Raw genomic sequence first — 26,002 nt, forward strand, 5'->3', positions numbered from 1 at the left:
ATCGCCTTACCCTGACGGTATGTCAGATGACGAGTCGTACGAACTGCTCGGGTTCGACAACGTGCTGCTGCCGGTCGGCGACCTCGGCGAGGCCGTCCGTTTCTACGAGCGCGCCGGGTTCACGGTCGGGTTCCGGCTCGACGAGGCCGGGATCGCGCTGCTCAAGGTCGGCGGCGAGACGCCGGGGATCCTGCTGCGCGCCGAGGACGCGCTGGGCCACCGGCCGCCCCCCTGGCCACACCCCCGCGTATGGCTGGAGGTGCCGGACGCCCGGGCGGCGGCGCGGACGTTGCGCGACGCGGGCGTCGAGCCGCTCGACGAGCCCTTCTCCGGGGCCACCGGCTGGACCGTCGAGATCGCCGATCCCTGGGGGAACGTCACCGGGTTCACGGACTACTCCAAGCGGCCGGAGCTCGGGCGCAGGCCCTGAGCCATGCCGGGAGGAATCCCCGGAAAGACGTGACGGAGCCCTCACCTCCGCCGAGTTGAACGCGTTCAAGAACGGGTCTACAGTCTCCCCTGTCAGCGTTTTGAACGCGTTCAAGAAGGGGGCGGCGTCATGGACCGCACGGTCATCGCCTACGTCATCTACCTGGTCGTCAGCATCGCCCTGACCGTCTGGGTGGCCCGCACACTCAGCCGCAACGGACGGATCTTCCTCTCCGACGTGCTGCGCGGGAACGAGAAGCTCGCCGACGCCGTGAACCACCTGCTCGTGGTCGGCTTCTACCTCGTCAACCTCGGGTTCGTCGCGCTGTATCTGAGCGACGACGGAACCGTCCTCGACACACGCGGGATCTTCGAGGCCCTGTCGACCAAGCTCGGCGTGGTGCTGCTCGTGCTCGGCGTGATGCACCTGGGCAACGTCTACGTGCTCAACAAGGTCCGGCGGCGCGGCCTGATGGAGCGCGAGCAGGTACCGCCGGTCGCCCCGCAGGGGTGGGTCACTCCGTCGGCCGGGGCGTGAGCGTGCCCGGCACGGCGGCCGAGGGGGCGAGCGGTGTGACAGGCGAAGTGGCGGGCGGCGTGGCTGCCGAAGCGGCGCGCGGCGTGGCTGCCGAAGCGGCGGCCGGCGTGCCGGTCCGAGGGCTCACGGTTCTCTATGACGCCCAGTGCTCGCTGTGCACCTTCCTGCGCGACTGGCTCGTGAAGCAGCCGCAGCTGGTGCCACTGGAGATGACGCCGGCCGGGTCCGACGAGGCCCGGCGGCGCTTCCCCGGCCTGGACCACGGGGCCACCCTCGACGAGATCACCGTCGTCGGTGACGCGGGACAGGTCTACCGGGGCGGCGCCGCCTGGATCGTCACGCTGTGGGCGCTGCGCGAGCACCGGGGACTCGCGCATCGCCTCAGCACCCCGGCCGGGGCACGGCTCGCCAAGGGGGCCGTGCTCGCCGCCGCCAAGTGGCGCGGGGCGCAGTGGAGCGGGGCGCGACAGGGCGGGGCGCAGGGCGGCGGCGCGCACTGGGGTGGTGCGCAGTGGGGCGGGCGGGCCTACCGGCGCGGGGACGGGTGGTCGTACGACCCGAGTTGGGGCTGGTCGTACAACCCGCCGGGCTGCGAGAGCGGTTCCTGCGCCACGCGGTGAGGTGGTGTCGGCGGCCCGTTCAGGGCGACCAATTCGCCCTGAACGGCTCACTTTCGGACCTTGTTTTGGCATGCACCCTTCCAAAACGGTGCTCGGCTTGGCACGCTGCCTCCCGGTTCTCCACTCCGCACTCGCATCGGCTGTCCGTCGCCTGCCGGGCGGCGCCCGTCTGGTCGCCCGGTCCCCCCATCGCAGAAGGAGTACGCGTGAGAGGCATACCCCGCGTCACCCGCATACCCCGCCCCCTCCTCGGCGCCCTGGTCGGCGTCACCGCGCTGCTCACCGCAGGCGCCCTCGCCACACCCGCGGGCGCCACGCCGAGGCCCGACACCTCGACCGGCGTCAGCTCGGTTCCGGCCGACGCGCAGCGGCAGGCCCGTGAGTTCTGGACACCGGAACGGATGCGCGCGGCGACGCCGCTCGACCTGGTGACCGTCGACGGCCACTACGACGGCGGTTCGGCACCCCTCAAGGGCACCGCGACCAAGGTCGCGCCCAGCGCCCCGGCAGCCGGGGCGGTCGGCAAGGCCGTGTCCGACATCGGCCTGCTGGCCTTCCCGAACAGCGGCGGTCAATGGACCGGCGGCGGTTCGGTCGTGTCCACGGCGGGCCGGGTGTTCTTCAGCTACCAGGGGCGTACGGCGTCCTGTTCCGGCAACGCCGTCACCAGCGCCAACAAGAGCACCGTCATCACGGCGGGCCACTGTGTGAAGCTGGAGGGCGCCTGGCACACCGACTGGGTCTTCGTGCCCGGCTACCACGACGGACAGGCCCCCTACGGCCGCTGGACCGCGTCGAAGACTCTGTCCACCCCGCAGTGGACGGCGAGCGAGGACATTAACTACGACGTCGGCGCGGCGGTCGTCGCCCCGCTGGACGGCAAGCTGCTGACGGACGTCGTCGGCGGGCAGGGGCTGGCCTTCAACACCGGGTACAACCTGCGCATGTACTCCTTCGGCTTCCCGGCCGCCGCCCCGTACGACGGCGAGAAGTTCATCTACTGCAGCGGCACCACCAACCGGGACTTCCTGCTCTCCGACGACCACGGCATGAACTGCAACATGACCGGCGGCGCCAGCGGCGGCCCCTGGTTCACGCAGTTCGACGAGTCCACGGGCAGGGGCCTGCTGTCCTCGGTGAACAGCTTCAAGTACAACTTCCTGCCGAACCGGATGTACGGCCCCTACTTCGGCGCCGACGCCCAGAACCTGTACCAGACGGCACAGGCCTCCTGACGGTCGGCCGAAACACCACTCGTTAGGCTCTCGTTCCGTGCCCTCGAAGAACGACAGCCCTGAACAGGGCGATGCGCCCAGCAAGTCCGAGCAGACCCGCGCGCTGATCCTGGAGACCGCCATGCGGCTCTTCCAGGAGCGCGGCTACGACAAGACGACGATGCGGGCGATCGCCCAGGAGGCCGGTGTCTCCGTCGGAAACGCGTACTACTACTTCGAGGGCAAGGAACACCTGATCCAGGGCTTCTACGACCGGATCGCCACCGAGCACAAGGTGGCGATCCGGGACGTCCTGGCCCGGGAGACCGACCTGGAGGCGCGGCTCGCGGGAGTCCTGAAGGTGTGGCTGGACATCGCGACGCCGTACCACGAGTTCGCCGTGCAGTTCTTCAAGAACGCCGCCGATCCCGACAGCCCGCTCAGCCCCTTCTCCGCCGAGTCGGAGCACGCGCGCGTGGAGGCCATCAGCATCCATCGGCAGGTGCTGGCGGGGGCGACGAAGACCAAGGTGCCCGAGGAACTCCGGGACGTCCTGCCCGAGCTGATGTGGCTCTCCCAGATGGGGCTCGTCCTGTACTGGATCTTCGACCGTACCGAGGGGCGCGAGCGCAGCTACCGGCTCGCCGAGCGGGGCGCCCGGCTGACCGCGCGGGGCGTCTCGCTGGCCCGGTTCCGGGTGCTACGGCCGCTGGTGCGCGAGGTGCACGAGCTGTTCACGGACTTCCTGCCCGGGATGACGAACGCGATCCCGGATCCGGCGAAGGGGAAGACGAGCGGCAAGGGGGCGCCCGCCGAGGACGAGCGCCCCTGAAACCGCCTCTGGCGACTTTCAGTTGACGGCGTCCACCTCGCCCTCGGCCAGCTCCACGTCGTACACGAGCGGCCCCTCCGTCACGACCACCTGACCGGCCCGGGACCCGTACGACGCGGCGGTCACCGCCAGCAGATACGTCCCCGGCGCCGGCACCGAGACGATGTACGAGCCGTCGGCCAGGGAGGTCACCTGGTCGAGCCGGCGCCCGCCGTTCGTCAGCAGCGTCACCGCCGCACCGTCGACCGGCTCGCCGTCGGCGGTGCGGACGAACCCGTGGACGACCGAGGCCCGGCCCGCCACGACCGGCTCCTCCTCGGCCACCGCCGGCTCCTCCCTTGGCTCCACCGCGAGATGCGGCACCCGCTTCTCCAGCCAGTCCGGCAGCCACCAGTTCGACCTGCCGAGCATGTGCATCGCGGCCGGCACCAGTGCCGTACGCAGGATGAACGCGTCCAGGGCGACGGCGGCCGCTAGGCCGATGCCCGCCATCGCGCCCTCCATGTCGCCGCTCAGCACGAACGCGCTGAACACGCAGATCATGATCAGGGCGGCGGAGTTGATGACCCGGCTGGTCTCCGCGAGGCCGACGCGCACCGCGCGCGCGTTGTCCTTCGTGTGCACCCACTCCTCGTGCATCCGGCTCACCAGGAACACCTGGTAGTCCATGGAGAGGCCGAACAGCAGGGACAGCATGATGACCGGCAGGAACGACGTGATCGGCCCCTCCTTGCCGATGCCGAGGAGCTCGGTGCCCCAGCCCCACTGGAAGATCGCCACCAGTACACCGAAGGAGGCGGCCGCCGCGATGAGGTTCATCAGGGCCGCCGTCAGCGGGACCACCAGCGAGCGGAAGGCCACCAGCAGGAGCAGGAAGCCGAGCGCGGTGATCGTCGCGACGAAGTACGGCAGGCGTTCGCCGGTCACCGACGCGAAGTCCTTGAAGACCGCTGTCACGCCGCCGACATGGGCTTCGGCACCCGACCGCGGGATCACGTCGTCGCGCAGGCGGTCGATCAGCTGGTCCGTCTGCTCGGACTGGGGCGAGGTGTCCGGGACGACCTGGATGACCGTGACGCCGTTCGCGGGCGGTGCGGCGGCCACCTGGGCGACGCCCTCCGCCGACCGGATGCCGTCGACCAGACCGGCCGGGGCGGCGCCCTCCACGACCACCTGGAGCGGGCCGTTGACGCCGGGCCCGAAGCCCTCCGCGAGCAGGTCGTAGGCCTGCCGGGTGGTGGTGGACGCCTGGTGGTTGCCCTGGTCGGTGGCGCCGAGACGGAGCGACAGCACGGGGATCGCGAGGGCCGCCATGACCACGAGGGCCAGCGCCGCGATCGGACGCGGGCGCCGTTGGACGTACGTCGACCAGCGCGCGGCGAGTCCGCTCGCCTCCGCCGGTTCCGGTCCCGCCGCCACGAGCCGGCGTCGCTGCCGGCGGCTGAGCACCCGCATGCCGAGCAGGCCGAGGAGGGCCGGCAGCAGGGTGACCGCGGCCAGCACGCTCAGGACGACCGTGAGCGAGGTCGCGACGACCACGCCGTCCAGGAACCGCATGTTCATCACCAGCATTCCGGCGAGCGCGATGCACACCGTGCCACCCGCGAACAGCACCGCGCGGCCCGAGGTGTTGAGGGCGGTCACGGCCGCCTCCTCGGGCTTCATCCCGCGCAGGATGCCGCGTCGGTGCCGGGTCACGATGAACAGGGCGTAGTCGATGCCGACGCCGAGGCCGATCAACGAGCCGAGCAGCGGGGCCACTTCGGGCACGTCCGTGACATGGCTCATCAGCATCGTGGCGATCATGCCAGTGCCGACGCCCGCGACCGCCACGACGATCGGCAGCAGCATCGCGAAGAGCGAGCCGAAGGCCAGGAACAGCACGACCGCCGCCGCGAGGATGCCGACCGCCTCCGCCGTGCCCTGCGGCGGCTCCTGGGTGCGGGCGATGGCCTGGCCGCCCAGCTCCACCTGGAGTCCGTCGCGTTCGGCGGCCTGCGCCGTGTCGACGACGTCCTCGATCAGCTCCATGGGGACGGCGTTCGCCTGCTCGGTGAAGGTGATCTGGGCGTACGCGATCCGCCCGTCCTTGCTGATCTGCGCGGCTCCCCGGGCCGCGTACGGGTCGGCGACCTCACCGACCCCCTTCATGCGCCCGATCTCCTCCAGCGCGGGCTCGATCCGGGACCGTACGGAGTCGTCCCGTACGGATGCCCCTTCGTCCCCGTCCACCTTCCACACCACCGTGTCGGTGTCGCCGGCGCGCTCCGGGAACGCCTTCTCCATCAGGTCGTACGCGGTCGCGGAGTCCGTGTCCGGAAGGGAGAAGACGTTCGCGTAGTTCGTGCCCGCGGCCGAACTCGCCGCGCCCAGGCCGAACAGCGCCCCCACCCACAGCAACAGGACCACCAGCCGGTGCCGATAGCACCACCGTGCCAATGTCGCCACGCTCAACGCTCCTTATTCGGTTCGGTCGGTCCCCCAGGTCCTGGGCAACAGGATTGACGGCGGCACGCGCGCGTGGCAGTCGACGGCCATGACTCTCAAGGAACTCCAAAGGGCGAACCCGCCCGACTGTCAGTGGCCCCGCCGATACTGGGGGCATGACGACGGGTTCTGGCACCGTGCTGGTCGTGGAGGACGAGGAGAGCATCGCCGACGTCCTCGCCATCGCCCTGCGCTACCACCGGTTCGAGGTCCTGATCGCGGGCACGGTCCGCGAGGCGCTCACCCTCGCCGAGCGCACGCGCCCCGACGTGGCGCTGCTCGACGTCATGCTCCCGGACGGGGACGGCCGCGCCCTCGGGCATGAACTGCGCGAGCGCCGCCCGGACTTGGCGCTCGTCTTCCTCACCGCGCGCGACTCGCCCGCCGAGATCGTCGGCGCCCTCGGCTTCGGCGACGACTACATCACCAAGCCGTTCAACATCGACGAGGTCGTCGCCCGCATCACAGCGGTGCTGCGCCGCACCCTCCCCCACGCCCGAACCGGCTCGCGCGGGGGGACCCCCATGGCCGATGTCCTCCCCCAGCGGCCACCCCTGCGGTACGGCGACCTGGAGCTGGACGAGACGACGTACTCGGTGCGCCGCGCGGGCCACACCGTCGAACTCACCCCCACCGAGTACGCCCTGCTGCGCTTCCTGGTGCGCAACGGCGGCCGGATCGTCCCCAAGGAGCAACTCCTGCGCCACGTCTGGCAGTACGAGCACACGCCGCCCGAGTCGACCGTCGTGGAGACCTACATCAGCTATCTGCGACGCAAGCTGGACACCCTGGGGCCGCCGGTCATCACCACGCGGCGTGGCGTCGGATACGGGCTGGCATGAAGGTTCCCAGGATCTTCGGCGCCTGCCCCCGGCGCGGCGTCCACTCGCTGCGCGGCAAGCTGACGCTGGCGAACGTGGCACTGCTGGCCGTCGGCATCGTCGTCGCGACCGCCGTCAGCCTGATGACGGCGCGGTTCTATCTGCTCGACAAGGTGGACACCGAGCTGAAGAGCGCGCGGACCACGCTGGGGAACGCCGGGTTCACCCTCCGGCAGATCGAGTCGCTGAGCGAACTGGGCATCGCGCTGGACAGGTTCACCGGCGACGACGCCACGGACACGGATCCGCTGCCGAGCCCGACGATGGTGTACGTCGCGGTCGACTCCGCGGGAAAGCCGGTGGCCCTGGGCCCGCTGAAGCCGACACCCCGCCAGCACGCGCTCGCCGCCGCCGCGAAGGACCCGGTCGCCCTCGCCGACGACGAGGACCCTCGGGACGTACGGGTCGAGGGCGACCGCTACCGCATGGCCGGCGCGCGGCTGTCGGACGGCACCGTCGTGCTGATCGGCATGTCGACGGAGGGCCTGCACGAGGGCATGGGCAAGGCGCTCAAGATGGACCTGGCCGTCGGCACCGTACTGCTGGCGCTGCTCGCCTGTCTGACCATGATCGGTGTGCTGCGCTGGATGCGGCCGCTGGAGGACATGGTGGAGACCTCGTCGGCCATCGCCGAGGGCGATCTGACCCGGCGGATCCCCTCCAGCCGCGACTCGACCCTGGAGGTGGAACAGCTCCGGGTCGCCCTCAACTCCATGCTCCACCAGGTGGAGTCGGCGTACCGCACGCGCGAGCGCAGCACGGCCCAGCTGCGCCGCTTCGTCGGCGACGCCTCGCACGAGCTGCGCACCCCGCTGTCCGCGATACGCGGGTACCTCCAGCTGTACGACAAGGGGATGCTGCCGGAACCGGCCGAGCGCAAGCGGGTCTGGGACCGGATGAACGGCGAGGTCGACCGCATGGGGCGCCTCGTCGACGAGCTGCTCACCCTCGCCCGTCTCGACCAGCGGCCCGAACTGCGCTTCCGCAACGTCGACCTGAGCCGCCTGGTGCGCGAGGCCGCCGAGGACCTGCGGGTGCAGCAGCCGGAACGGCCGATCACGGTCGGCGCCGAAGGCGCGCTGCTGGTGCACGCCGACGAGTCGGGGCTGCGCCAGGTGCTGGGCAACCTGCTGAGCAACGTCCGCACCCACACACCCGCCGATGTGCCGGTGCGGCTGGGGGTGGAGCGGGCGGACGGGGTCGTGCGGCTGTGGGTCGAGGACAAGGGGCCGGGGCTGTGCGAGGAGGACGCGGCGCGCGTCTTCGACCGGTTCTTCCGGGCCGGCGGCGGCGCCGGCAGCGGGCTGGGGATGGCGATCGTGCAGGGGGTGGTGGAGGCGCACGGCGGGGAGGTCGCGGTGCGGACGGCGCCGGGTGAGGGGCTGGCGGTGACGGTGACGCTGCCGCCGTCACGGTGACGCTGCGGACGGGGGCCGCGAGTAGGGGCCTACGAGTGGGTCGCCTTCACGGCCGTAAAGCCTTGCCGGCTCTCATGGGTTGGCGTCGGCGAGGATCAGTGCCCAGACCGTCTTCCCGTGTCGCCCCCGGCCCCACACACCCCACGCCGCGGCCACGTTCTCCACCAGGTGCAGGCCACGCCCGGTCTCCTCCCACTCCCCCACCACACGTGAACGCGGTTCCAGCCGGCCCTCGTCCGACACCTCGATCAGGCAGGAGCCGTCGGCCAGCGCTGTCACGCCGACCTCGAACTCGCGCTCCAACAGGGGGCCGTGGCGTACGACGTTGGTGGCCAGCTCGGAGACGAGCAGCACCGCGTCCTCAAGTGCCGGATCCCGTGGCCCGTGCCCCCAGTCGGTCAGATGGTCCCGGACCCGGCGCCGGGCGAGACCGACCGACGCAGGATGCCGGGGCAGCCGGAAGGCGTTGCGTCTCAACACGTTTGCTCCTCACCCCGCGCACACCTCCGTCACATGGTGCAGCGCCGAGTGGTCCCCTTGCATCACCAGGGGAATTGCCAACGTGGCGAGATCGCGTCAGATCCAGGTGAGGCGCCAGAGCCGGAACACACCGGTTCCGTCCGAGAGGTACTGGCCGCCGCCGACCTCCTCGCTGGCGACGACGTACTCCTTGGCCTGCCACAGCGGGATCACCGGGACGTCGCGGGCGACGGCCTCCTGGAGCAGGCGGAAGTCCTTCGTGGCCTCGCTGCGGTCGGCGTACTGCTGGCTGGCCGTGATCAGCTGGTCCACGGCCTTGTCGCTGTACCCGGTGTTCATGGTGCCCTTGGTGCCGACGAGCGGGCCGCCGTAGGTGTCCGGATCGGGGAAGTCGGCGACCCAGCCGACGGCGTACGCGTCGAGCCTGCCGCTCGCCCAGCGCTTTTGGAAGTCGGTCCACTCGTAGCCCTTGAGCGTCACCTTGAACAGGCCGCTCGCCTCCAGTTGCCGCTTGATCTCCGCGGCCTCCTCGGCTCCGGCGCCGCGGCCCGTGGCATAGCCGTAGGTGAAGCGGACGGGCAGACTCACGCCGGCCTCGGTAAGCAGGGCGCGCGCCTTGGCGGTGCTCAGCTCGGGATAGGTGTCGAAGAACGACGTCGTGTGGCCGGTGATCCCCGTCGGGATCAGCGAGAACAGCGGGTCGACGGTCCCCTTGTACACCGTCGCCGCCAGCCGCTCGCGGTCGATCAGCCAGGCCATGGCCTGCCGGACCCGGACGTCGTGCAGCGGCGAGCCCTTGCGGGTGTTGAAGTAGAGGTTGCGGATCTCGGAGCTGTCGGCCTCGGAGACACGCTGGCCCGGGTCGGCGGCGTTCAGTCCGGCCAGCACCTCCGGCGGCAGCGTGCGGGTGGCGACGTCGATCCGCTTCGCCTTCCAGGCGCTGCCGAGGGCGTCCGCGTCGGTGTAGTAACGCAGTTCGACGGGGCGGCCGGTTCCCTTGAGGGCGCCCTTGTAGTGCGCGTTGGGGCTGAGGACGGCGTCCTTGTCCTTCGTGTACGAAGTCAGCGTGTACGGGCCGGTGCCGTCGACAGCGTTGTCCTTGCGCAGCGCGCCGGGCGGGTACTTCTCGCGGTCGACGATGGCGCCCGCCCCGGTGGCCACCTTGAGCGGGAACGTGGCGTCCGGCGACGACAGCCGGAAGGTGACCGTACGCCCGCTCGCGTTCACCGAGCCGAGGGTGCTCAGCAGGGAGGACGGGCCGACGTCCGACTTGATCCGCTTGACGCGGTCGAAGGAGTACTTGACGTCCTGCGCGGTCATGGCTCGCCCGCTCGGGAAGGTGAGGCCCTCGCGCAGTTCGCAGCGGTAGGTCTCCAGGTCGGTGCCGACGAAGGCACAGCTCTCGGCCGCGTCCGGCACGGGCGCGACGCCGCCCGGCTCAAAGGTCAGCAGTGACTGGAAGACGTTGTTGAACAGCGCCCAGGAGCCGGCGTCATAGGCGCCGGCCGGATCGAGCGAGGTGACGGCGTCCGTCGTGCCGACCGTGATGGTCCTGTTCTCGTCCTGCTGCGACGGCAGCAACTGCCAGCCGCCTACTCCCACGGCCGCCAGCACGAGCAGCGTCGCGAGAATCCGCATGCGAATCGAACGCATGGGTGTGCCCTCTCCCCGGCCCTCCGCGGGCCCCACATGAGCAGTGAATTCGAGCCACTCCCCTAAGTGGCGCGCACACCTAATCACACGTGTTTCATCAGGGGGAAGGGCTTTCTGGTGACATGGGAAAGAACTTACCTACGGGTGTTTCCGGCGGGTTTCACAGGCTGTTCAAAGCCTCAGGCCTGACGGGACGCCAGCTCGATCACCGTGATGTCCGACGGGGCACCCACGCGCGTGGGCGGCCCCCAGGCGCCCGCGCCCCGGCTGACGTACAGCTGGGTGTCGCCGTAGCGGTCCAGGCCGGCCACCGTCGGGTTCGCCATGCCCGCGAGGAGGTTGCCCGGCCAGAGCTGGCCACCGTGGGTGTGGCCGGAGAGCTGGAGGTCGACGCCGTGGTCGACGGCGTCGTGGATCTGCACCGGCTGATGGGCGAGGAGCACGCACGCGCGTGCCCTGTCCCGGTCGCCGAGGGCCTTGGCGAAGTCGGGGCCCTGGCCCTCGCTCTCGCCCGCGATGTCGTTGACACCGGCCAGGTCGAAGTGGGGCATCTCGGTCCGGGCGTTCTCCAGCGGGCGCAGGCCCAGGCGGCGTACCTCGTCGACCCACTGCTCGGCGCCCGAGAAGTACTCGTGGTTGCCGGTGACGAAGAACGCTCCGTGTCTCGCCCGGAGCCCGGCGAGCGGGGCCGCCGCCGGGCCGAGGTCCTTCACGCTGCCGTCGACCAGGTCGCCGACCACCGCGATGAGGTCGGGCTGGGTGCCGTTGATGGCGTCGACGACCTTCTGCGCGAAGCCGCGGCCCAGGACCGGGCCCAGATGGACGTCGCTCACGACCGCGATGCGGTAGCCGTGCGCCGCGCGCGGGAGCTTGGCCAGCGGGACGGTGACCCGCTTCACCTTCGGGCCTCTGACGACGCCGTAGGTGCCGTACCCGACGGTCCCGACGGCGGCCGCGGCAGCGGCGCCGGCGACGACCCGGGAGACGAAGAGGCGGCGGGTGGGGGTGGCGAGGGGGCGGGAGGCAAGGGGGTGGGAGGGGTCGGCGGAGCCAGGGGCGGATGCCGGGTCGGGGTCGGTCGCGGACCCGGAGGACGAGTCGGTCCCGGGGGCCGGGAGGGGGTCGGCGGTGAGCGCCGAGGCCGAGCCGGCGGTGGACGCCGACACGGTCGTGGACGCCGAGATCGAGCCCGCCTTGGGCGTCGAGGCCGGGACGGTCGTTGGCGCCGCTGTCACACCCGCCGTCACTTCCGCCGGTGCCGCCTCCGGCTGTCGTACGGCCTCCCCGGTGCGCGCCCGCCGCTCGAGCCACCGTCTCAGCAGGGGCCGTACGGCCTCGCCCGCCAGCACGCCCAGGATCAGGTACATCGACAGGGCCAGCCACATGAAGCCCGGCCAGGCGAGGACCTGCTGGAGCCAGAAGGGCGCGCCCGAGCGCTCGGCGACGAGGGCACCCACCGTCAGGGCCCAGCCACCGGCGATCACCACCACGCCGACGCGGCGCACGAACCCGGGGCCACGGGTCGTGTCACGGAACAGACGGCGCCACAGCCACCAGTTACCCGCCACCAGAACGGACACCACGAGCAGTGCGACAAGCGCGAAGACGATGACCACGCCGACGTTCCCTTTCCCTTGCGTGACGAGTGAACGTCCCGCGACCTGGCCGAGTTCCTATGACGTCCGGCGCAGTGCGCGTACTCCACGCAACCCGATGACCCCGACGACCGTCCCCAATACGAAGGAGACGACAGCGAGCACCAGGTGCACCCAGAAGTACGCCGTCGGGTGACCGTCGTCGAACGCGAGCCCGCTGCTGTCCTTGATCAGGTTTTTGACGAAAGTGGCCCAGATGACCCAGCTCCACACCCCGAAGGCGAGCAGGAACCAGGAGACGGGGCGGCTGAGCTTCACAAGAACTGACCTTTCATCGCAGCGCTGGGCACCCGCAGTCGGCCGGGGGTCCGGGGAGTGTCCCCCGGATGGGCACAGCATGCGTTCAGTATCACCGTCCCGGGTCCGGCCCTCCGAGCGGGGTGGGGGCAGAAACGGGACTTCCATGGGAACGGCATGTACGTTCTCGCTCGTGCCCGCACCCAAGAAGACCGCCAGGCGTGCCCTGCTGGTCACTTCCGCCGTCGTGTCGTCCCTCGCGCTGGCCGCGCCCGTCTCCTACGCGGCCCCCAAGCCGTCACCGAGTACGACCCCGTCGGCCACTCCGCCGGCGAACATGTCGACCGTGGGCGGCGAGCGGCTGGGGCAGCCCGGCACGCAGGTGAACCTCGCGGGCGGCGTCCCCGTGCTGCCCAAGGACCTGACGGCGCGCTCCTGGGTCGTCGCCGACGCCGAGTCCGGCGATGTGCTCGCCGCGCACAACGCGCACTGGCGGCTGCCGCCCGCGAGCACCATGAAGATGCTGTTCGCCGACACGGTGCTGCCGAGGTTCCCCAAGACCACGAAGCACAAGGTCGTCCCGTCCGACCTGGCGGACATCGGGTCCGGCTCCAGCCTGGTCGGGATAAAGGAGGGCGAGACCTACTCCGTCCACGACCTGTGGCTCGGGGTCTTCCTGCGCTCGGGCAACGACGCCGTGCACGTGCTGTCGAAGATGAACGGCGGGATCGACAAGACCGTCAAGGAGATGAACGAGCACGCCGAGGAGCTCCAGGCCCTCGACACGAACGCGGTGTCGCCCGACGGCTACGACGCTCCCCGCCAGGTCTCGTCGGCGTACGACCTGACGCTGATCGCCCGTTCCGGGCTCCAGAAGAAGGACTTCCGCGAGTACTGCTCGACCGTCACCGCCAAGTTCCCGGGCCAGACGACGAAGAACAAGAAGGGCAAGTCGGTCCGCGAGTCCTTCGAGATCCAGAACACCAACCGGCTGCTGGCGGGCGACAGCGACGTCCCCGTCTACCAGGGCATCGCGGGCGTCAAGAACGGCAACACCACCAACGCCGGTGCCACCTTCACGGGCGTCGCCGAGCGGGGCGGCAAGGTGCTGCTCGTCACCGTCATGAACCCGGAGAAGAGCGAGCACAACGAGGTCTACAAGGAGACCGCGCGGCTCTTCGACTGGGGCTTCCAGGCGGCCGGCAAGGTGCAGCCGGTGGGTGAGCTGGTGGCGCCGAGGAGCGCGACGCAGGCCAGCGCCCAGCCGGGTGCGAACGACGCCGGGGAGGCCGGTGGCGCCGGGGACGCGGAGAAGTCCTCGAAGCCTGCGGTGGGTGCCTCGGCCGCGGGCGGTTCGAGCGGCATGGGGACCGCGCTCGGGATCGCCGGCGGGCTGCTGGTGCTGCTCGCGGCAGGCGCCTTCCTGATCAACCGCCGGTGGCCGCTGCCCGACCTGGTGCGCCGTCGGGGCCGTTCCTGAGTCCGGGTTTCCCGGGCCGGCCGGGCTCGTCCGGCCCGTCCGGCTCCCCGGACCCACCGGGCTCCTCGGACTGGTCGGGCTCACCGGACTCGTCGACGAGCTCCGACTCCTTGCCCTGCGTCGCCGTCCAGGCGGCGCAGAACACCACCAGCTTCGCGGTGAAGTTGATCCACAGCAGCAGCGCGACCGGCACGCCGAAAGCGCCGTACATGCTCTTCGTGGCCACGCCCTGCATGTAGCCGCTGAGCAGCAGCTTCAGCAGTTCGAACCCGACCGCGCCGATCAGCGCGGCCACCATCAGCCGGCGGCGCGGCGGTTCGACGCGGGGCAGCAGGGTCAGGACGTACAGCAGAAGCAGGAAGTCGGCGAGTACGGCGACGAGGAAGGCGGCGATCTGCAGCAGCACCCCGCCCCAGCCGCCCTCGTCGATGCCGAGCTGCCGGGTGATCCAGCCGACCATGGCGGAGGCGACGGCGGAGGCCGCGAGCGTCAGGAGCACGGCGCCGCCGAAGCCGACCAGGACGCCCGCGTCCTTGGCCTTGCGCAGCACAGGGTTGCCCTCGTCCTCGGGCAGCTCCCACACCGCGCGCAGACACTCGCGCATGGAGCCGACCCAGCCGATGCCGGTGAACAGCAGGAGGGCACCGGCGATGAGGCCGACGGTGCCGGCGTTCTGGACCAGCGCGTCGATGTCGAGCTGGTCGGAGATGCCGGGCACCTGGTCGGTGAGCCTGTCCTCCAGCTTGTCCTGCTGCTCCTTGCTGAGCGTGGCGGCGGCGATCGCCGCGGCCACGGTGAGCAGCGGGAACAGCGCGACAAAACTGGTGAACGTCATCGCGGCGGCCAACCGAGTCCACTTCACCCGGTCCATGCGCTCGTACGACCGCCACGCGTGCGTGGTCATCAGCCGGGTCACCGTGGACCCGACGACGGGAAGTTTCTTCAGCCAGTCCATGATCCGACTCTGCCCTCCGCGCGGAAGACCAATGTCCGAGTGCCCCAAAACCGCAGGACAGTCGCCAGCGCCATGCCGATTCCCGCTCCGGAGACGGTGTCCGCGCGCTGGGAGGTGAGGCCGAGGCCGTAGTGGCTCACGGTGAGACACAGGAGTTGTACGGCCGCTCCGGCGACGTTCACCCCGAAGAAGACGGCGTAGGGGCGCAGGCCCCTCGGGCGGGTGTGGCGGTAGGTGCCGAGGGCGTTCCCGGCGTAGGCGACCGTGCAGCCGGCGACGAAGGAGAGGGCCTTGGCCGTGAGGGGGTCGAGGGCCGCGGGGCCGCGGAGCCAGGTGAAGAGGGCGAGGTCGACGGAGTAGGCGAGGAGGCCGACGGCGGCGAAGCCGAGGAGTTCGCGCCGACCGCCCCACGCGCGCGTGCCGAGGGCCTCCGGTGGGCTGCGCCACGCGCGCGTGCCTACCAATTGGCCACCGCCAAGCCGTACATCGCCAGCCACACCACCCCGATGACGGCGAGCGCGCGGTCGTGCAGGACGACGTCCTCGGGTTCGCCGGCGGTGCCGCGGTCGGCGAAGACGGCGTACCGCAGGATCGCGAGGATGAAGGCGACCATGGACAGCTGACGCCAGGGCAGCACGCCGGTGTGCGGGTCGCCGCCCTCCTCCAGGGCCCACAGGCAGTACCCCAGGACGGCGACCCCGGCCGCCAACTGCCAGACGAAGCGCAGATAGCCGGTGGTGTACTCGGTGAGCAACGCGCGCGTGGCGCCCGCTTTCCCGGCCATCCGCACGGCCTCGGAGTAGCGCTTGGCCGACACCATGAACAGCGCCCCGAATCCGGTCGTGATCAGGAACCAGCGCGACAGCGGGATGCCCAGCGCGAGCCCGCCGACCATCGCCCGCATCAGGAACCCGGTCGTGACGACGGCGAGGTCGACCACCAGAACGTGCTTGAGGCTGACGCAGTACGCGAGTTGCATGCCGATGTACGCCGTGAGCAGGGCCGCGACGGCGGGTGGGGTCAGCCAGGCCGCGGCGGCCGGCGCGAGGACGGCGAGGGTGCCTCCGACGGCGTACGCGACCGGTACGGGCACCTGTCCGGCCGCGACCGGGCGGCGGCGTTTGGTGGGGTGCGCGCGGTCCGCCTCGGCGTCCCGGGCGTCGTTGATCAGGTAGACGGCGGCGGCACAGGCGGTGAAGAGGGCGAAGACCAGGCCGAGTTGGATCAGGGCGTGGGCCGAGAAGAGCCGGCCGGCGGCGGCCGGCGCGGCGATGACCAGGATGTTCTTGACCCACTGCTTGGGGCGCGCGGTCTTGACGATGCCTTTCAACAGCGCGCCCGGGCCGCCTTTTCGGGGTGGCGGTACGGCCTGTCGCGGGGGCGTGCGCTGCGCGTGCAGCGCCGCTTCCCTGATGCGTGCGGCACTCGTCAGGGGCGCGATCTCAGCCATGGGCGACCCCCTTCCTCATCCAGCGCGCCCCGGCGCGCGCGGTGAGCGCCCCCAGTGCCACGCCCGCCGCCACGTCGGAGGGGTAGTGCACGCCGACGACCAGGCGCGACACGCACATCGCGGCGGCGAGCGGCGCGACCGCGTACGCGCCGAGCGCGCCGAAGGCGACGGCGGCAGCCGCGGCGGAGGCCGCGTGGGAGCTGGGGAAGGAGTGCCTGCCGAGGGTGCGCACCAGGGGCTGGACGTGCGCCGGGCGCGGGCGGCGAACCACCCTTTTCACCCCCATGCTGGCGAGGTGCGCACCCGCGGTGAGCGCCGTGCCGCGCAACCAGGCGCCACGTCGCCGCCCGTCCACGAGGGCCCCCGCGAGTCCCGCCGCCAGCCACAGCGTGCCGTGCTCACCCACCCGGGAAAGGGCCCGCGCGGCGGTGGCGACGTGTGGGTCGCGGCCACCGGCATACAACGCCGAAAGGATTCTGTGGTCCGCCCCTCTGAGGCTTCGTCGGTCGATGTCGTCGAGGTGGTCCATGTGGATTCACTGTTCACGTCGACACAGCCAGAATTACGGCAATATTGGGCGACATCCCATTAATCACCCATTTCGGGGAGAGCATGGATGTTTCATAACTGATCGCTCACATACGGACGCTACGGTCGCCGACATGCCTGCTGACACCGTCTCCGTCACGGGATGGGGCCGCACCGCCCCCACCGTCGCCCGTCTGATCCGCCCCAGGACCTACGAGGAGGCCGTGGCGGCCGTCCGGGGCTGCGGAGTGCGCGGGGGCATTCCGAGGGGCCTGGGGCGGGCCTACGGGGACGCGGCGCAGAACGCCGGGGGCGCGGTCTTCGACATGACCGGCCTGGACCGCATCCACGCGATCGACGTCGACGGCGGCACCGTCTCGTGCGACGCGGGTGTATCGCTGCACCGGCTGATGCGGGTACTGCTCCCGCTCGGCTGGTTCGTGCCAGTGACGCCCGGCACCCGCCAGGTGACGGTCGGCGGCGCGATCGGCGCCGACATCCACGGCAAGAACCACCATGTCTCGGGCTCCTTCTCCCGCCATGTGCTGTCGCTGGAACTCCTCACCGCCGACGGCGAGATCCGCACCGTCCGCCGCGACACGCCCCTGTTCGACGCGACCACCGGCGGCATGGGCCTGACCGGCGTGATCCTCACCGCCACGGTCCAACTCCAGCCGGTGCAGACCTCGCTGATGTCGGTCGACACCGAGCGCGCGCGGGACCTCGACGACCTCATGGCCCGACTGGCCGCCACCGACGACCACTACCGCTACTCGGTGGCCTGGGTCGACCTGCTGGCGCGCGGCGCGGCGACCGGGCGCGCGGTGCTGACCCGCGGGGACCACGCGCCCCTGGACGCCCTGCGCGAAGGCACGCGCGCGCGTAGGGACCCGCTCGCCTTTCGCCCCTCCCGCCTTCCGCCCGCGCCCGCCCACCTGCCGGAGGGCCTGCTGAACCGCCGTACCGTGGCCTGTTTCAACGAACTCTGGTACCGCAGGGCTCCACGCGCGCGTACCGGCGAACTACAGAAGCTCTCCACCTTCTTCCACCCCCTGGACGGCGTGCCGCACTGGAACCGGATCTACGGCCGGGGCGGCTTCGTGCAGTACCAGTTCGTCGTCGGACACGGTCAGGAGGAGACGCTGCGCCGCATCGTGCGGCGCATCTCCGAGCACCGCTGCCCGTCCTTCCTGGCCGTCCTCAAACGCTTCGGGGACGCCGACCCCGGCTGGCTCTCCTTCCCCTTGCCCGGCTGGACGCTGGCCCTGGACATCCCGGCCGCCCTGCCCGGCCTCGGCGCACTCCTCGACACGCTGGACGAGGACGTGGCCGCGGCGGGCGGGCGTGTCTACCTCGCCAAGGACTCCCGGCTGCGACCCGAGTCGCTCGCCGCGATGTACCCGCGCCTGGACGCCTTCCGCTCACTGCGCGCGGAGCTGGACCCGCGCGGCGTGTTCGTGTCCGACCTGGCCCGCCGCCTCGCCCTGTAGAACCACCATCAGATCTCTAGGAGCTGTCGTGAAGGACGCCTTCGGCCTCCCCCAGTCCCTGCTCGTCCTCGGCGGTACGTCCGAGATCGCGCTGGCCACCGCACGCCGCATGATCGCGCGCCGCACCCGCACGGTGTGGCTGGCGGGCCGCCCGTCGCCCGCCCTGGAGCAGTCCGCGGCCGAGCTGCGCGCACTGGGCGCCGACGTGCGGACGGTGGCTTTCGACGCGCTCGACCCCGAGTCCCACGAGCCGGCGCTCGGCAAGGTCTTCGCGGAGGGCGACATCGACATGGTGCTGCTCGCCTTCGGGATCCTCGGCGACCAGGCGCACGACGAGCGTGAGCCGCTGAGCGCGGTGCGGGTAGCCCAGACCAACTACACGGGCGCCGTGTCGGCGACCCTGGTCAGCGCGAGCGCCCTCCAGAACCAGGGACACGGCTCGCTGGTCGTCCTCTCCTCCGTCGCCGGCGAGCGGGCCCGCCGCGCCAACTTCATCTACGGCTCCAGCAAGGCCGGCCTCGACGCCTTCACCCAGGGCCTGGGCGACGCCCTGCACGGCACCGGCGTCCACGTCATGGTCGTACGCCCCGGCTTCGTACGTTCCAAGATGACCGCCGGCCTGGCCGAGGCCCCCCTCGCGACCACCCCGGAGGCGGTCGCGACAGCGATCGAAGTGGGCCTGCGACGCCGCTCGGAGACGGTATGGGTACCGGGCGCGCTCCGCCTGGTGATGTCGGCCCTACGACACGCCCCACGAGCTCTGTTCCGCCGCCTGCCGATCTAGACCACGGCCCGGCACGCCCTCAAGGCGCGGCAGCGCCTCCAGGGGCGTGGGGAACCGCGCGCCCAGCCACGACGCACCCGCAGCCGAAACTCAACACACCCCGGCACGCCCTCCCGCCCGACCGGCGGAGCTAACTCGCCGGGATCGAGCCGCGCTCCACCGAGCCCGGCTGCGGCGGAACCACCGGCCCTCCGAAAACGAAGTCCCTCAGCTTGCGCCACACACCGTCGGCGCCCTGCTCGTAGAGGGCGAAGCCGGTGCAGGGCCACTCGGCCCGGTAGTCGGCCAGTTCCTCGAACGCGCGGTCCATCGACTCGTCGTCGATGCCGTGCGCGACGGTGACATGCGGGTGATACGGGAACTGGAGCTCGCGTGCGACGGGCCCGGAGGCGTCGCGGACCTGCTTCTGCAGCCAGGTGCAGGCTTCGGCACCCTCGACGACCTGGACGAAGACGACCGGCGAGAGCGGCCGGAAGGTGCCGGTGCCGGACAGCCGCATCGGGAAGGGCCGGCCCGCGGCCGCGACCTCGACGAGGTGTGCCTCGATCGCCGGCAGCAGCGCGGCGTCGACCTCCGTCGGCGGCAGCAGTGTGACGTGCGTGGGGATGCCGTGCGCCGCGGCGTCGCCGAAGCCCGCGCGCCGCTCCTGGAGCAGGCTGCCGTGAGGCTCCGGGACCGCGATCGACACGCCGATCGTTACGGTCCCCACGTCGTCTCCTGTCGTCTGTCGGTGAGCTCGCCCGTCGCGAGCAGCGCGTCTTGTTGTGAGCACATTGCCCTGTTGTGAGCTCATACCCTGTTGTGAGCGTGAGTGGCCGCTGATACGGCCACTCGGCTATCGACTGTACGGCCACGGCCGTGCCGCGGGCAGGCGCAACCGTAGTGATGTGCAGCGCTTGCGGTGGTACGGCCGTGTTCCGGCCGTGTGCCGTGGTGCGGGCTCAGTGCTTGGCGGGCAGGAAGCCCACCTTGTCGTACGCCTGGGAGAGCGTCTCCGCGGCGACGGCACGCGCCTTCTCCGCACCCTTGGCCAGGATCGAGTCCAGCGTCTCCGGGTCGTCCAGGTACTGCTGGGTGCGCTCCCGGAAGGGCGTCACGAACTCGACCATGACCTCGGCGAGGTCCGTCTTGAGCGCACCGTAGCCCTTGCCGTCGTACTTCTGCTCCAGTTCCGCGATTCCCGCACCCGTGAGGGTCGAGTAGATCGTGAGCAGGTTGCTGACGCCCGGCTTGTCCACGGCGTCGTAGCGGATGACGGTGTCGGTGTCGGTGACCGCGCTCTTGACCTTCTTGGCGGTGGCCTTGGGCTCGTCGAGCAGGTTGATGAGGCCCTTCGGCGTGGACGCCGACTTGCTCATCTTGATCGACGGGTCCTGAAGGTCGTAGATCTTCGCCGTCTCCTTGAGGATGTACGGCTTCGGGAGTGTGAAGGTCTCGCCGAAGCGACCGTTGAAGCGCGTGGCGAGGTCACGGGTGAGCTCGATGTGCTGCCGCTGGTCCTCGCCGACCGGGACCTCGTTGGCCTGGTACAGCAGGATGTCCGCGATCTGCAGGATCGGGTACGTGAACAGGCCGACGGAGGCCCGGTCCGCGCCCTGCTTGGCGGACTTGTCCTTGAACTGGGTCATGCGGGACGCCTCGCCGAAGCCGGTGAGACAGTTCATGACCCAGGCGAGCTGGGCGTGCTCGGGGACATGGCTCTGGACGAAGAGCGTGCAGCGCTCGGGGTCGAGTCCGGCCGCGAGGAGCTGAGCGGCGGCCAGGCGGGTGTTGGCGCGCAGGTCGGCGGGGTCCTGCGGGAGCGTGATCGCATGCAGGTCGACGACCATGTAGAACGCGTCGTGGGACTCCTGGAGGGCAACCCACTGGCGGACGGCGCCGAGGTAGTTGCCGAGGTGGAACGAGCCTGCGGTGGGCTGGATTCCGGAGAGCACGCGGGGTCGGTCAGAGGCCATGCTCACCATTCTCTCAGGTCTCGGGGGCGGGTCCGGAACTGGTCGGAAACAGATGGGAACCGATCCGTCTTCCGCGGTGTAACAAAGGTGTGAGGACGCGGGAGGGGGGCCGCATCGTCGATGAGGCCGCGGTGATCGCACGCGTACGCGCCGGAGAGCCGGAGGCGTACGCGCAGCTGGTGCGGGCCCATACGGGCATCGCGCTCAGGGCGGCCGCCGCGCTCGGGGCGGGTGCGGACGCGGAGGACGTGGTGCAGCAGGCCTTCGTCAAGGCGTACTGCTCGCTGGGCCGCTTCAAGGACGGCGCGGCGTTCAAGCCCTGGCTGCTGGCGATCGTCGCCAATGAGACGAGGAACACAGTGCGTACGGCGGCCCGTCAGCGCACGCTCGCCGGGCGTGAGGCGGCCTTCGTGGAGGCGGAGCCGTTGATACCGGAATCGGCGGACCCGGCGATGGCCGCGCTGGAGATAGAGCGCCGCGTGGCACTGCAAGCCGCCCTGGAGAAGCTGAGCGAGGAGCATCGCCTGGTCGTCACCTACCGCTATCTCCTGGAGATGGACGAATCCGAGACGGCCCAGGCCCTGGGCTGGCCCCGGGGCACGGTGAAATCCCGGCTGAACCGCGCCCTGCGGAAGCTGGGGCGGCTGCTGCCGGATTTTCAGCCTCGGGAAGGGGGTGATGAGCATGAGTGACGAACGGAAGCCGTACGACGACGGCGACGGGCAGGGGGCGTACGAGGGCGAAGGACGGCGTGCGTACGGACGTGACGGCGCCGACGGCCACGAAGCCACCGGTCGAAACGGTCGAAACGGTCGGAGCAAGGGGAACAGGGGGGACAGGGGGAACGGCCGGGGAGTCGGCGGCGGAGGCCCTCGTGATCGCCTCCGTCGCACCGACCCCACACGGCTGCCCGAGGAGTTGCGGGCCCTCGGGCGGTCGCTGGACGCCCAGGGTGGGGCGGACGGCGCCGAGACGATGGTCGAGCGTGTGCTGGGGCAGATACTCGCCGAGCAGCTGCCGGTGCCCGTGGCCGAGCCGCCGGGCCCCGCCGAACGGCTGCGGGCGGTGCGGCGCTGGACGCGGGTGCGGTGGCGTTCCCTGACCGCGGCGTTGTGCGGCCTGCTGGCGGTGCTCGTGCTCACCCCCCCGGTGCGGGCAGCGGTCTTCGACTGGTTCGACTTCGCCGGAGTCGAGGTGCGGTACGACCCGTCGGCGGTTCCCTCGCCCGGCGCCGAGGTCCCGGGCTGTGGCCGCTCGATGTCGCTCGCCCAGGCGGAACGCCGGGCCGGGTTCGAGCCGCTGGTGCCGCAGGAGCTGGGCATGCCGGACACGGTCGCGGTGACGGGTGAGTCACGGGGACGGTTCGTGGTGAGCCTGTGCTGGCGCGAGGACGGCCGCACGATACGGCTGGAGGAGCGGCGGGCGAGCCTGGACCTCGGCTTCGCCAAGACGGTGCGCGAACCGCCGCAATGGATCTCCTTGCGCACGGCCTCCTCCGACGGCGGCACGACCGACCCGGCTCTGTGGTTCCCCCGACCGCACCTGCTGACCTTCTGGCTGGTGGACGCGCGCGGGGAGCGCTACGCCCGCGAGGAGCGGACGGCCGGGCCGACGTTGCTGTGGGCCCACGAGGCCCACGAGGCCCGCGGGGCCGACGAGACCGAGGGCGAGACCGTGACGCTGCGGCTGGAAGGGGTGGCGTCGAAGGAGCGGGCGGTTGAGATCGCGCGGTCGCTCGGCAGACCGACCGAGGTGCCCGCGAAATAGGTGGATCGGGGTGGGAACCCAGGCGGGTCGGGCGGTGTACCAGAAGTGACACGCGGCTCGGGGACGGGCCGCACGGGGATCGCTCGGGTTGGGGGTTCGGATGCGCGGACATGGGGTCGGCCGCTTCGGGGGCCGGTTGCGAGGACAGGAGGCCGACTGCTCGGGAGCGCGGTCGCGCGGGAGCGGACGGCGGCCGGGCAGGGGTCGCGAACTGACGGCGCTGACCGGGGCGTTGGCAGCCGCATTCGCCCTGCTGCTGTGGGGCACCGCGAGCCCGGCGTCGGCCGGCGGCCCGACAAGTGTGCTCCTGGTCTCCCCGGAGAGCACGGAGACCGCCGCGCTGTACTACTCCGACAGGGAGTACGGAGAGCTGGAGCAGCTGCTCGGCACCGCGGCCGAGGGCACGCGGGACAAGCCGCCCGAGGCCGGCCTGACGGCAGCCCGCCAGATCAACGTCACGTGGCTGGTCCATGACGTGACGCCCTGGCGCCTCGACCGGGTCTACCCGGCCCACAGGGGGCAGGACGTCTGGATACACACGACGGCGAACCTGGACAGCACGACGAGCGGCACCTGGCACCGCGCCGATCACCCGGCCCGGCTGCGTGCCCTGCTCAAGAAGCTGGGCCTGATGGGCAAGGTCTCGGGCGAGGGAAGGACGGCGATCTCCCCGCCGGGGTGGGAGGAGGACGGGACGGGCGACGCCGCGAAGGACGCCCCCGGCCCCGCGGCCGACGCCGCGGAGACGGCGACCGAGGCGTCCCCAGCCCGGTCGGGGTCGGGCTCGGGCTCGGGGTCGGGGTCGGGTGACGGCACCGAATGGTGGTGGGCACTACCGGGTGCGGTGGCCGGAGCGGTGCTCGCTCTGGTGCTGCGCCCCTTCACCGCACGGCTGCCGCTGGACCGCCTGCGGGGTGAGCCGGGGCCGAGGCAGGAGCTGCGGGACGTGTGAGGCCCGGCCTGGGTGGAAAGGCACGGCTCTTGGTCCTGCTCGTACCGGTGTCGTTCGCGCTGGTCCTGTGCGGGGCGGCGCCGGCGGCCTCGGCGGTGCCGGCGCAGGCTCGGGATGTCCCCGACGTGGCGATGGTCGTCGCAGGCGGCAGCGGGCGGACGACGGCGACGCGCTCCGGTGAGCAGCCCTTCGCCCGCCTCTGGCAGCTGTTGCAGCCGACCTACGTCGGCACGGAGCGGGTGCCGGAGGACTGGGTCGGGGGGCGTCATCCGCCGATACGCCTCACGGTGATCTGGGGGCTGACCGGGATCGGTGGCTGGCCCGAGACGAACCGGGCGCCGGGAGGGGACGTGGCCGTCCAGCGGCAGGACCAGCTGTTCGTGGCGGAGGACGGCACCCCGTGGGTGCGGTCGGATCCCGCACCGGACGTGGAGGACGACGACATCCGCTGGCACCGTGCACCGCGCTCTGTCTTCGAGCGGCTGGACCTGACAGGGCTGCTCGGTGAGACGGAGGACGAGCGCGCCGTGGCCACGACGGCCGAGGCTCGGCCCTGGGCAGCCATGGGCGACGCCGGGTGGGCGGTGGCTGGGCTGGCCGTAGGGTTCGCGACCGGTGTCGGTGGCACGTTGCTGATACGCCGCGCGGCGGCCCGGCCGGAAGCCGGACCGCCGCGGGAGGAACCACGTCAGGAGTTGATCGACCTGGACCTGTGAGGCCCTGGAGCGTCGCGGGCGTCAGCCCAGGTCGATCTCCGGGTACAGCGGGAAGCCGGCCACGAGGTCGGTGGCGCGGCGGGAGATCTCGTCGGCGACCTTCGGGTCGAGGACGTGCTGGGCCTTGGAGGGGGCGCCCTTGCTGGTGGTGCCGGGCTCGGTGGTGGTGAGGACGCGGTCGATGAGGCCGGCGACCTCGTCCATCTCGGCGGTGCCCAGGCCACGCGTGGTCAGGGCGGGGGTGCCGATGCGGATGCCGGAGGTGTACCAGGCGCCGTTGGGGTCGGCCGGGATCGCGTTGCGGTTGGTGACGATGCCGGACTCGAGGAGCGCGGCCTCGGCCTGGCGGCCGGTGAGGCCGTAGGAGGAGGCGACGTCGATCAGGTTGAGGTGGTTGTCGGTGCCGCCGGTCACGAGGGTCGCGCCCCGGCGCATCAGGCCCTCGGCCAGCGCCCGGGAGTTGTCCACGATGCGCTGGGCGTAGTCGCGGAAGGACTCCTGGCGGGCCTCGGCCAGGGCGACGGCCTTGGCTGCCATGACATGCGGGAGCGGGCCGCCGAGGACCATCGGGCAGCCGCGGTCGACCTGGTCCTTGAGGGAGTCGTCGCACAGGACCATGCCGCCGCGCGGACCACGCAGAGACTTGTGGGTGGTGGTGGTGACGATCTGGGCGTGCGGGACCGGGTCGAAGTCGCCGGTGAGGACCTTGCCGGCGACGAGACCCGCGAAGTGGGCCATGTCCACCATGAGCGTGGCGCCGACCTCGTCGGCGATCTCGCGCATGATCCGGAAGTTCACGAGACGGGGGTAGGCGGAGTAGCCGGCGACGATGATGAGCGGCTTGAACTCACGGGCGGACAGATGCAGGGCCTCGTAGTCGATGAGGCCGGTGGCGGGGTCGGTGCCGTAGGAGCGCTGGTCGAACATCTTGCCGGAGATGTTCGGGCGGAAGCCGTGGGTGAGGTGGCCGCCGGCGTCCAGGGACATGCCGAGCATGCGCTGGTTGCCGAAGGCCTGGCGGAGCTCGGCCCAGTCGGCCTCGGAGAGGTCGTTGACCTGGCGGACGCCGGCCTTCTCCAGGGCGGGGGTCTCGACGCGCTGGGCGAGGACGGACCAGAAGGCGACGAGGTTGGCGTCGATGCCGGAGTGGGGCTGGACGTAGGCGTGCCGGGCGCCGAAGAGTTCCTTCGCGTGCTCGGCGGCGAGGGACTCGACGGTGTCGACGTTGCGGCAGCCGGCGTAGAAGCGACGGCCGATGGTGCCCTCGGCGTACTTGTCGCTGAACCAGTTGCCCATCGCCAGGAGGGTGGCCGGGGAGGCGTAGTTCTCGGAGGCGATCAGTTTGAGCATCTCGCGCTGGTCGGCGACCTCCTGGCCGATGGCGTCGGCCACGCGCGGCTCGACGGCGCGGATCACATCGAGGGCGGCACGGAAGGCGGTGGACTCGTTGGAGAGGGGCTCGGCTGACATGGGGACCTCCG

26 protein-coding genes are annotated in these 26,002 nt (G+C 71.3%); 14 read left to right on the top strand and 12 right to left on the bottom strand.

Annotated features, from left to right (window positions below):
• The first annotated feature begins 19 nt into the window (after window positions 1-19).
• The 5 genes from ADK36_RS07715 to ADK36_RS07735 all read left to right on the top strand — a co-directional run bounded on the left by ADK36_RS07715 (window position 20) and on the right by ADK36_RS07735 (window position 3,633).
• Window positions 20-430: a VOC family protein gene (locus ADK36_RS07715; protein WP_048586757.1), complete on the top strand. Its 411-nt coding sequence runs from the start codon at window positions 20-22 to the stop codon at window positions 428-430.
• Between the two features lie 129 nt (window positions 431-559).
• Window positions 560-967, top strand: a complete 408-nt coding sequence (locus ADK36_RS07720) for a hypothetical protein (protein WP_048586756.1) — start codon at window positions 560-562, stop codon at window positions 965-967.
• A gap of 59 nt (window positions 968-1,026) precedes the next feature.
• Window positions 1,027-1,587, top strand: coding sequence for a thiol-disulfide oxidoreductase DCC family protein (locus tag ADK36_RS07725; protein ID WP_425315363.1), 561 nt, complete (start codon window positions 1,027-1,029; stop codon window positions 1,585-1,587).
• A 206-nt stretch (window positions 1,588-1,793) separates the two neighbouring features.
• Window positions 1,794-2,822 carry a peptidase gene (locus ADK36_RS07730; RefSeq protein WP_053196813.1) on the top strand — a complete coding sequence of 343 codons (1,029 nt, stop codon included), beginning with the start codon at window positions 1,794-1,796 and terminating at the stop codon, window positions 2,820-2,822.
• Between the two features lie 37 nt (window positions 2,823-2,859).
• Entirely contained in the window at window positions 2,860-3,633 is a 774-nt protein-coding gene (locus ADK36_RS07735) for a TetR/AcrR family transcriptional regulator (RefSeq protein WP_048586754.1), read from the top strand.
• 18 nt (window positions 3,634-3,651) lie between these two features.
• On the opposite strand, the gene ADK36_RS07740 is transcribed toward ADK36_RS07735, so the two are convergent.
• Entirely contained in the window at window positions 3,652-6,072 is a 2,421-nt protein-coding gene (locus tag ADK36_RS07740) for an MMPL family transporter (protein ID WP_053196815.1), read from the bottom strand.
• 164 nt (window positions 6,073-6,236) lie between these two features.
• On the opposite strand from ADK36_RS07740, the gene ADK36_RS07745 reads away from it, so the two are divergent.
• Complete coding sequence (locus ADK36_RS07745) at window positions 6,237-6,962, top strand: response regulator transcription factor (RefSeq protein ID WP_053196818.1); 726 nt, start codon at window positions 6,237-6,239, stop codon at window positions 6,960-6,962.
• Window positions 6,959-8,419, top strand: coding sequence for a sensor histidine kinase (locus ADK36_RS07750; protein WP_048586751.1), 1,461 nt, complete (start codon window positions 6,959-6,961; stop codon window positions 8,417-8,419). The genes ADK36_RS07745 and ADK36_RS07750 overlap by 4 nt, the downstream gene beginning before the upstream one ends.
• 72 nt (window positions 8,420-8,491) lie before the next feature.
• Here the strand turns inward: ADK36_RS07750 and ADK36_RS07755 are convergent, their stop codons facing one another.
• From ADK36_RS07755 to ADK36_RS07770, 4 genes are all read right to left on the bottom strand, one after another.
• Entirely contained in the window at window positions 8,492-8,899 is a 408-nt protein-coding gene (locus ADK36_RS07755; protein WP_048586750.1) for an ATP-binding protein, read from the bottom strand.
• Window positions 8,900-8,995: 96 nt separating this feature from the next.
• A complete protein-coding gene (locus ADK36_RS07760) occupies window positions 8,996-10,552 on the bottom strand; it encodes an ABC transporter substrate-binding protein (protein WP_048586749.1) in 1,557 nt (518 codons plus the stop codon).
• Between the two features lie 179 nt (window positions 10,553-10,731).
• Window positions 10,732-12,168, bottom strand: a complete 1,437-nt coding sequence (locus tag ADK36_RS07765) for a metallophosphoesterase (protein WP_053196819.1) — start codon at window positions 12,166-12,168, stop codon at window positions 10,732-10,734.
• Between the two features lie 57 nt (window positions 12,169-12,225).
• Entirely contained in the window at window positions 12,226-12,465 is a 240-nt protein-coding gene (locus ADK36_RS07770) for an SCO4848 family membrane protein (protein ID WP_053196821.1), read from the bottom strand.
• A gap of 172 nt (window positions 12,466-12,637) precedes the next feature.
• Between ADK36_RS07770 and ADK36_RS07775 the strand changes: the two genes are divergently transcribed.
• Window positions 12,638-13,924, top strand: a complete 1,287-nt coding sequence (locus ADK36_RS07775) for a D-alanyl-D-alanine carboxypeptidase family protein (protein ID WP_053196823.1) — start codon at window positions 12,638-12,640, stop codon at window positions 13,922-13,924.
• On the opposite strand, the gene ADK36_RS07780 is transcribed toward ADK36_RS07775, so the two are convergent.
• Genes ADK36_RS07780 through ADK36_RS07795 form a run of 4 tightly spaced genes read right to left on the bottom strand, consistent with a single transcriptional unit; the run spans window position 13,872 to window position 16,858 of the window.
• Window positions 13,872-14,879, bottom strand: coding sequence for a YihY/virulence factor BrkB family protein (locus ADK36_RS07780; RefSeq protein WP_048587017.1), 1,008 nt, complete (start codon window positions 14,877-14,879; stop codon window positions 13,872-13,874). The genes ADK36_RS07775 and ADK36_RS07780 overlap by 53 nt on opposite strands.
• On the bottom strand, window positions 14,867-15,343 hold the full coding sequence (locus tag ADK36_RS07785; protein ID WP_048587016.1) for a GtrA family protein: 477 nt from the start codon (window positions 15,341-15,343) through the stop codon (window positions 14,867-14,869). Before ADK36_RS07785 ends, ADK36_RS07780 begins: the two co-directional genes overlap by 13 nt.
• Complete coding sequence (locus tag ADK36_RS07790; protein WP_199830129.1) at window positions 15,337-16,329, bottom strand: decaprenyl-phosphate phosphoribosyltransferase; 993 nt, start codon at window positions 16,327-16,329, stop codon at window positions 15,337-15,339. The genes ADK36_RS07785 and ADK36_RS07790 overlap by 7 nt, the downstream gene beginning before the upstream one ends.
• Complete coding sequence (locus ADK36_RS07795; protein WP_048587015.1) at window positions 16,322-16,858, bottom strand: phosphatase PAP2 family protein; 537 nt, start codon at window positions 16,856-16,858, stop codon at window positions 16,322-16,324. Before ADK36_RS07795 ends, ADK36_RS07790 begins: the two co-directional genes overlap by 8 nt.
• 133 nt (window positions 16,859-16,991) lie before the next feature.
• On the opposite strand from ADK36_RS07795, the gene ADK36_RS07800 reads away from it, so the two are divergent.
• Entirely contained in the window at window positions 16,992-18,347 is a 1,356-nt protein-coding gene (locus tag ADK36_RS07800) for an FAD-binding protein (RefSeq protein WP_048587014.1), read from the top strand.
• Window positions 18,348-18,375: 28 nt separating this feature from the next.
• The gene (locus ADK36_RS07805; RefSeq protein WP_048587013.1) at window positions 18,376-19,131 is read left to right on the top strand and encodes a decaprenylphospho-beta-D-erythro-pentofuranosid-2-ulose 2-reductase; all 756 of its coding nucleotides are present in this window, start codon (window positions 18,376-18,378) and stop codon (window positions 19,129-19,131) included.
• A 130-nt stretch (window positions 19,132-19,261) separates the two neighbouring features.
• Here the strand turns inward: ADK36_RS07805 and ADK36_RS07810 are convergent, their stop codons facing one another.
• Both ADK36_RS07810 and trpS read right to left on the bottom strand, forming a co-directional pair.
• Complete coding sequence (locus ADK36_RS07810) at window positions 19,262-19,840, bottom strand: 2'-5' RNA ligase family protein (RefSeq protein WP_048587012.1); 579 nt, start codon at window positions 19,838-19,840, stop codon at window positions 19,262-19,264.
• Window positions 19,841-20,072: 232 nt separating this feature from the next.
• Complete coding sequence (gene trpS / locus ADK36_RS07815) at window positions 20,073-21,086, bottom strand: tryptophan--tRNA ligase (RefSeq protein WP_048587022.1); 1,014 nt, start codon at window positions 21,084-21,086, stop codon at window positions 20,073-20,075.
• A gap of 131 nt (window positions 21,087-21,217) precedes the next feature.
• Here trpS and ADK36_RS07820 point away from each other — a divergent pair, with 131 nt between their 5' ends.
• The 4 genes from ADK36_RS07820 to ADK36_RS07835 all read left to right on the top strand — a co-directional run bounded on the left by ADK36_RS07820 (window position 21,218) and on the right by ADK36_RS07835 (window position 24,521).
• Window positions 21,218-21,778, top strand: coding sequence for an RNA polymerase sigma factor (locus ADK36_RS07820; RefSeq protein WP_048587011.1), 561 nt, complete (start codon window positions 21,218-21,220; stop codon window positions 21,776-21,778).
• Window positions 21,771-22,853 (top strand): hypothetical protein, encoded by a 1,083-nt coding sequence (locus tag ADK36_RS07825; RefSeq protein WP_425315481.1) that lies wholly within the window; start codon window positions 21,771-21,773, stop codon window positions 22,851-22,853. The genes ADK36_RS07820 and ADK36_RS07825 overlap by 8 nt, the downstream gene beginning before the upstream one ends.
• A 232-nt stretch (window positions 22,854-23,085) precedes the next feature.
• Entirely contained in the window at window positions 23,086-23,805 is a 720-nt protein-coding gene (locus ADK36_RS07830; protein ID WP_053196825.1) for a hypothetical protein, read from the top strand.
• A 29-nt stretch (window positions 23,806-23,834) separates the two neighbouring features.
• Window positions 23,835-24,521: a hypothetical protein gene (locus ADK36_RS07835; RefSeq protein WP_053196842.1), complete on the top strand. Its 687-nt coding sequence runs from the start codon at window positions 23,835-23,837 to the stop codon at window positions 24,519-24,521.
• A gap of 21 nt (window positions 24,522-24,542) precedes the next feature.
• Here ADK36_RS07835 and ADK36_RS07840 read toward each other — a convergent pair whose 3' ends face one another.
• The gene (locus tag ADK36_RS07840; RefSeq protein WP_048587009.1) at window positions 24,543-25,991 is read right to left on the bottom strand and encodes a glycine hydroxymethyltransferase; all 1,449 of its coding nucleotides are present in this window, start codon (window positions 25,989-25,991) and stop codon (window positions 24,543-24,545) included.
• Window positions 25,992-26,002 lie beyond the last annotated feature (11 nt).

The sequence above is a fragment of the Streptomyces viridochromogenes genome (assembly GCF_001270495.1).
GTDB classification, from domain to species: Bacteria; Actinomycetota; Actinomycetes; order Streptomycetales; family Streptomycetaceae; genus Streptomyces; species Streptomyces viridochromogenes_A.

What these genes read in the sequence shown, in the direction of transcription:
- ADK36_RS07715 (WP_048586757.1), top strand. Translation starts at nt 20, where the DNA reads ATGTCAGATGACGAGTCGTACGAACTGCTCGGGTTCGACAACGTGCTG.
- ADK36_RS07720 (WP_048586756.1), top strand. Translation starts at nt 560, where the DNA reads ATGGACCGCACGGTCATCGCCTACGTCATCTACCTGGTCGTCAGCATC.
- ADK36_RS07745 (WP_053196818.1), top strand. Translation starts at nt 6,237, where the DNA reads ATGACGACGGGTTCTGGCACCGTGCTGGTCGTGGAGGACGAGGAGAGC.
- ADK36_RS07750 (WP_048586751.1), top strand. Translation starts at nt 6,959, where the DNA reads ATGAAGGTTCCCAGGATCTTCGGCGCCTGCCCCCGGCGCGGCGTCCAC.
- ADK36_RS07760 (WP_048586749.1), bottom strand. Translation starts at nt 10,552, where the DNA reads ATGCGTTCGATTCGCATGCGGATTCTCGCGACGCTGCTCGTGCTGGCG.
- ADK36_RS07780 (WP_048587017.1), bottom strand. Translation starts at nt 14,879, where the DNA reads ATGGACTGGCTGAAGAAACTTCCCGTCGTCGGGTCCACGGTGACCCGG.
- ADK36_RS07790 (WP_199830129.1), bottom strand. Translation starts at nt 16,329, where the DNA reads ATGGCTGAGATCGCGCCCCTGACGAGTGCCGCACGCATCAGGGAAGCG.
- ADK36_RS07795 (WP_048587015.1), bottom strand. Translation starts at nt 16,858, where the DNA reads ATGGACCACCTCGACGACATCGACCGACGAAGCCTCAGAGGGGCGGAC.
- ADK36_RS07800 (WP_048587014.1), top strand. Translation starts at nt 16,992, where the DNA reads ATGCCTGCTGACACCGTCTCCGTCACGGGATGGGGCCGCACCGCCCCC.
- trpS (WP_048587022.1), bottom strand. Translation starts at nt 21,086, where the DNA reads ATGGCCTCTGACCGACCCCGCGTGCTCTCCGGAATCCAGCCCACCGCA.
- ADK36_RS07825 (WP_425315481.1), top strand. Translation starts at nt 21,771, where the DNA reads ATGAGTGACGAACGGAAGCCGTACGACGACGGCGACGGGCAGGGGGCG.
- ADK36_RS07840 (WP_048587009.1), bottom strand. Translation starts at nt 25,991, where the DNA reads ATGTCAGCCGAGCCCCTCTCCAACGAGTCCACCGCCTTCCGTGCCGCC.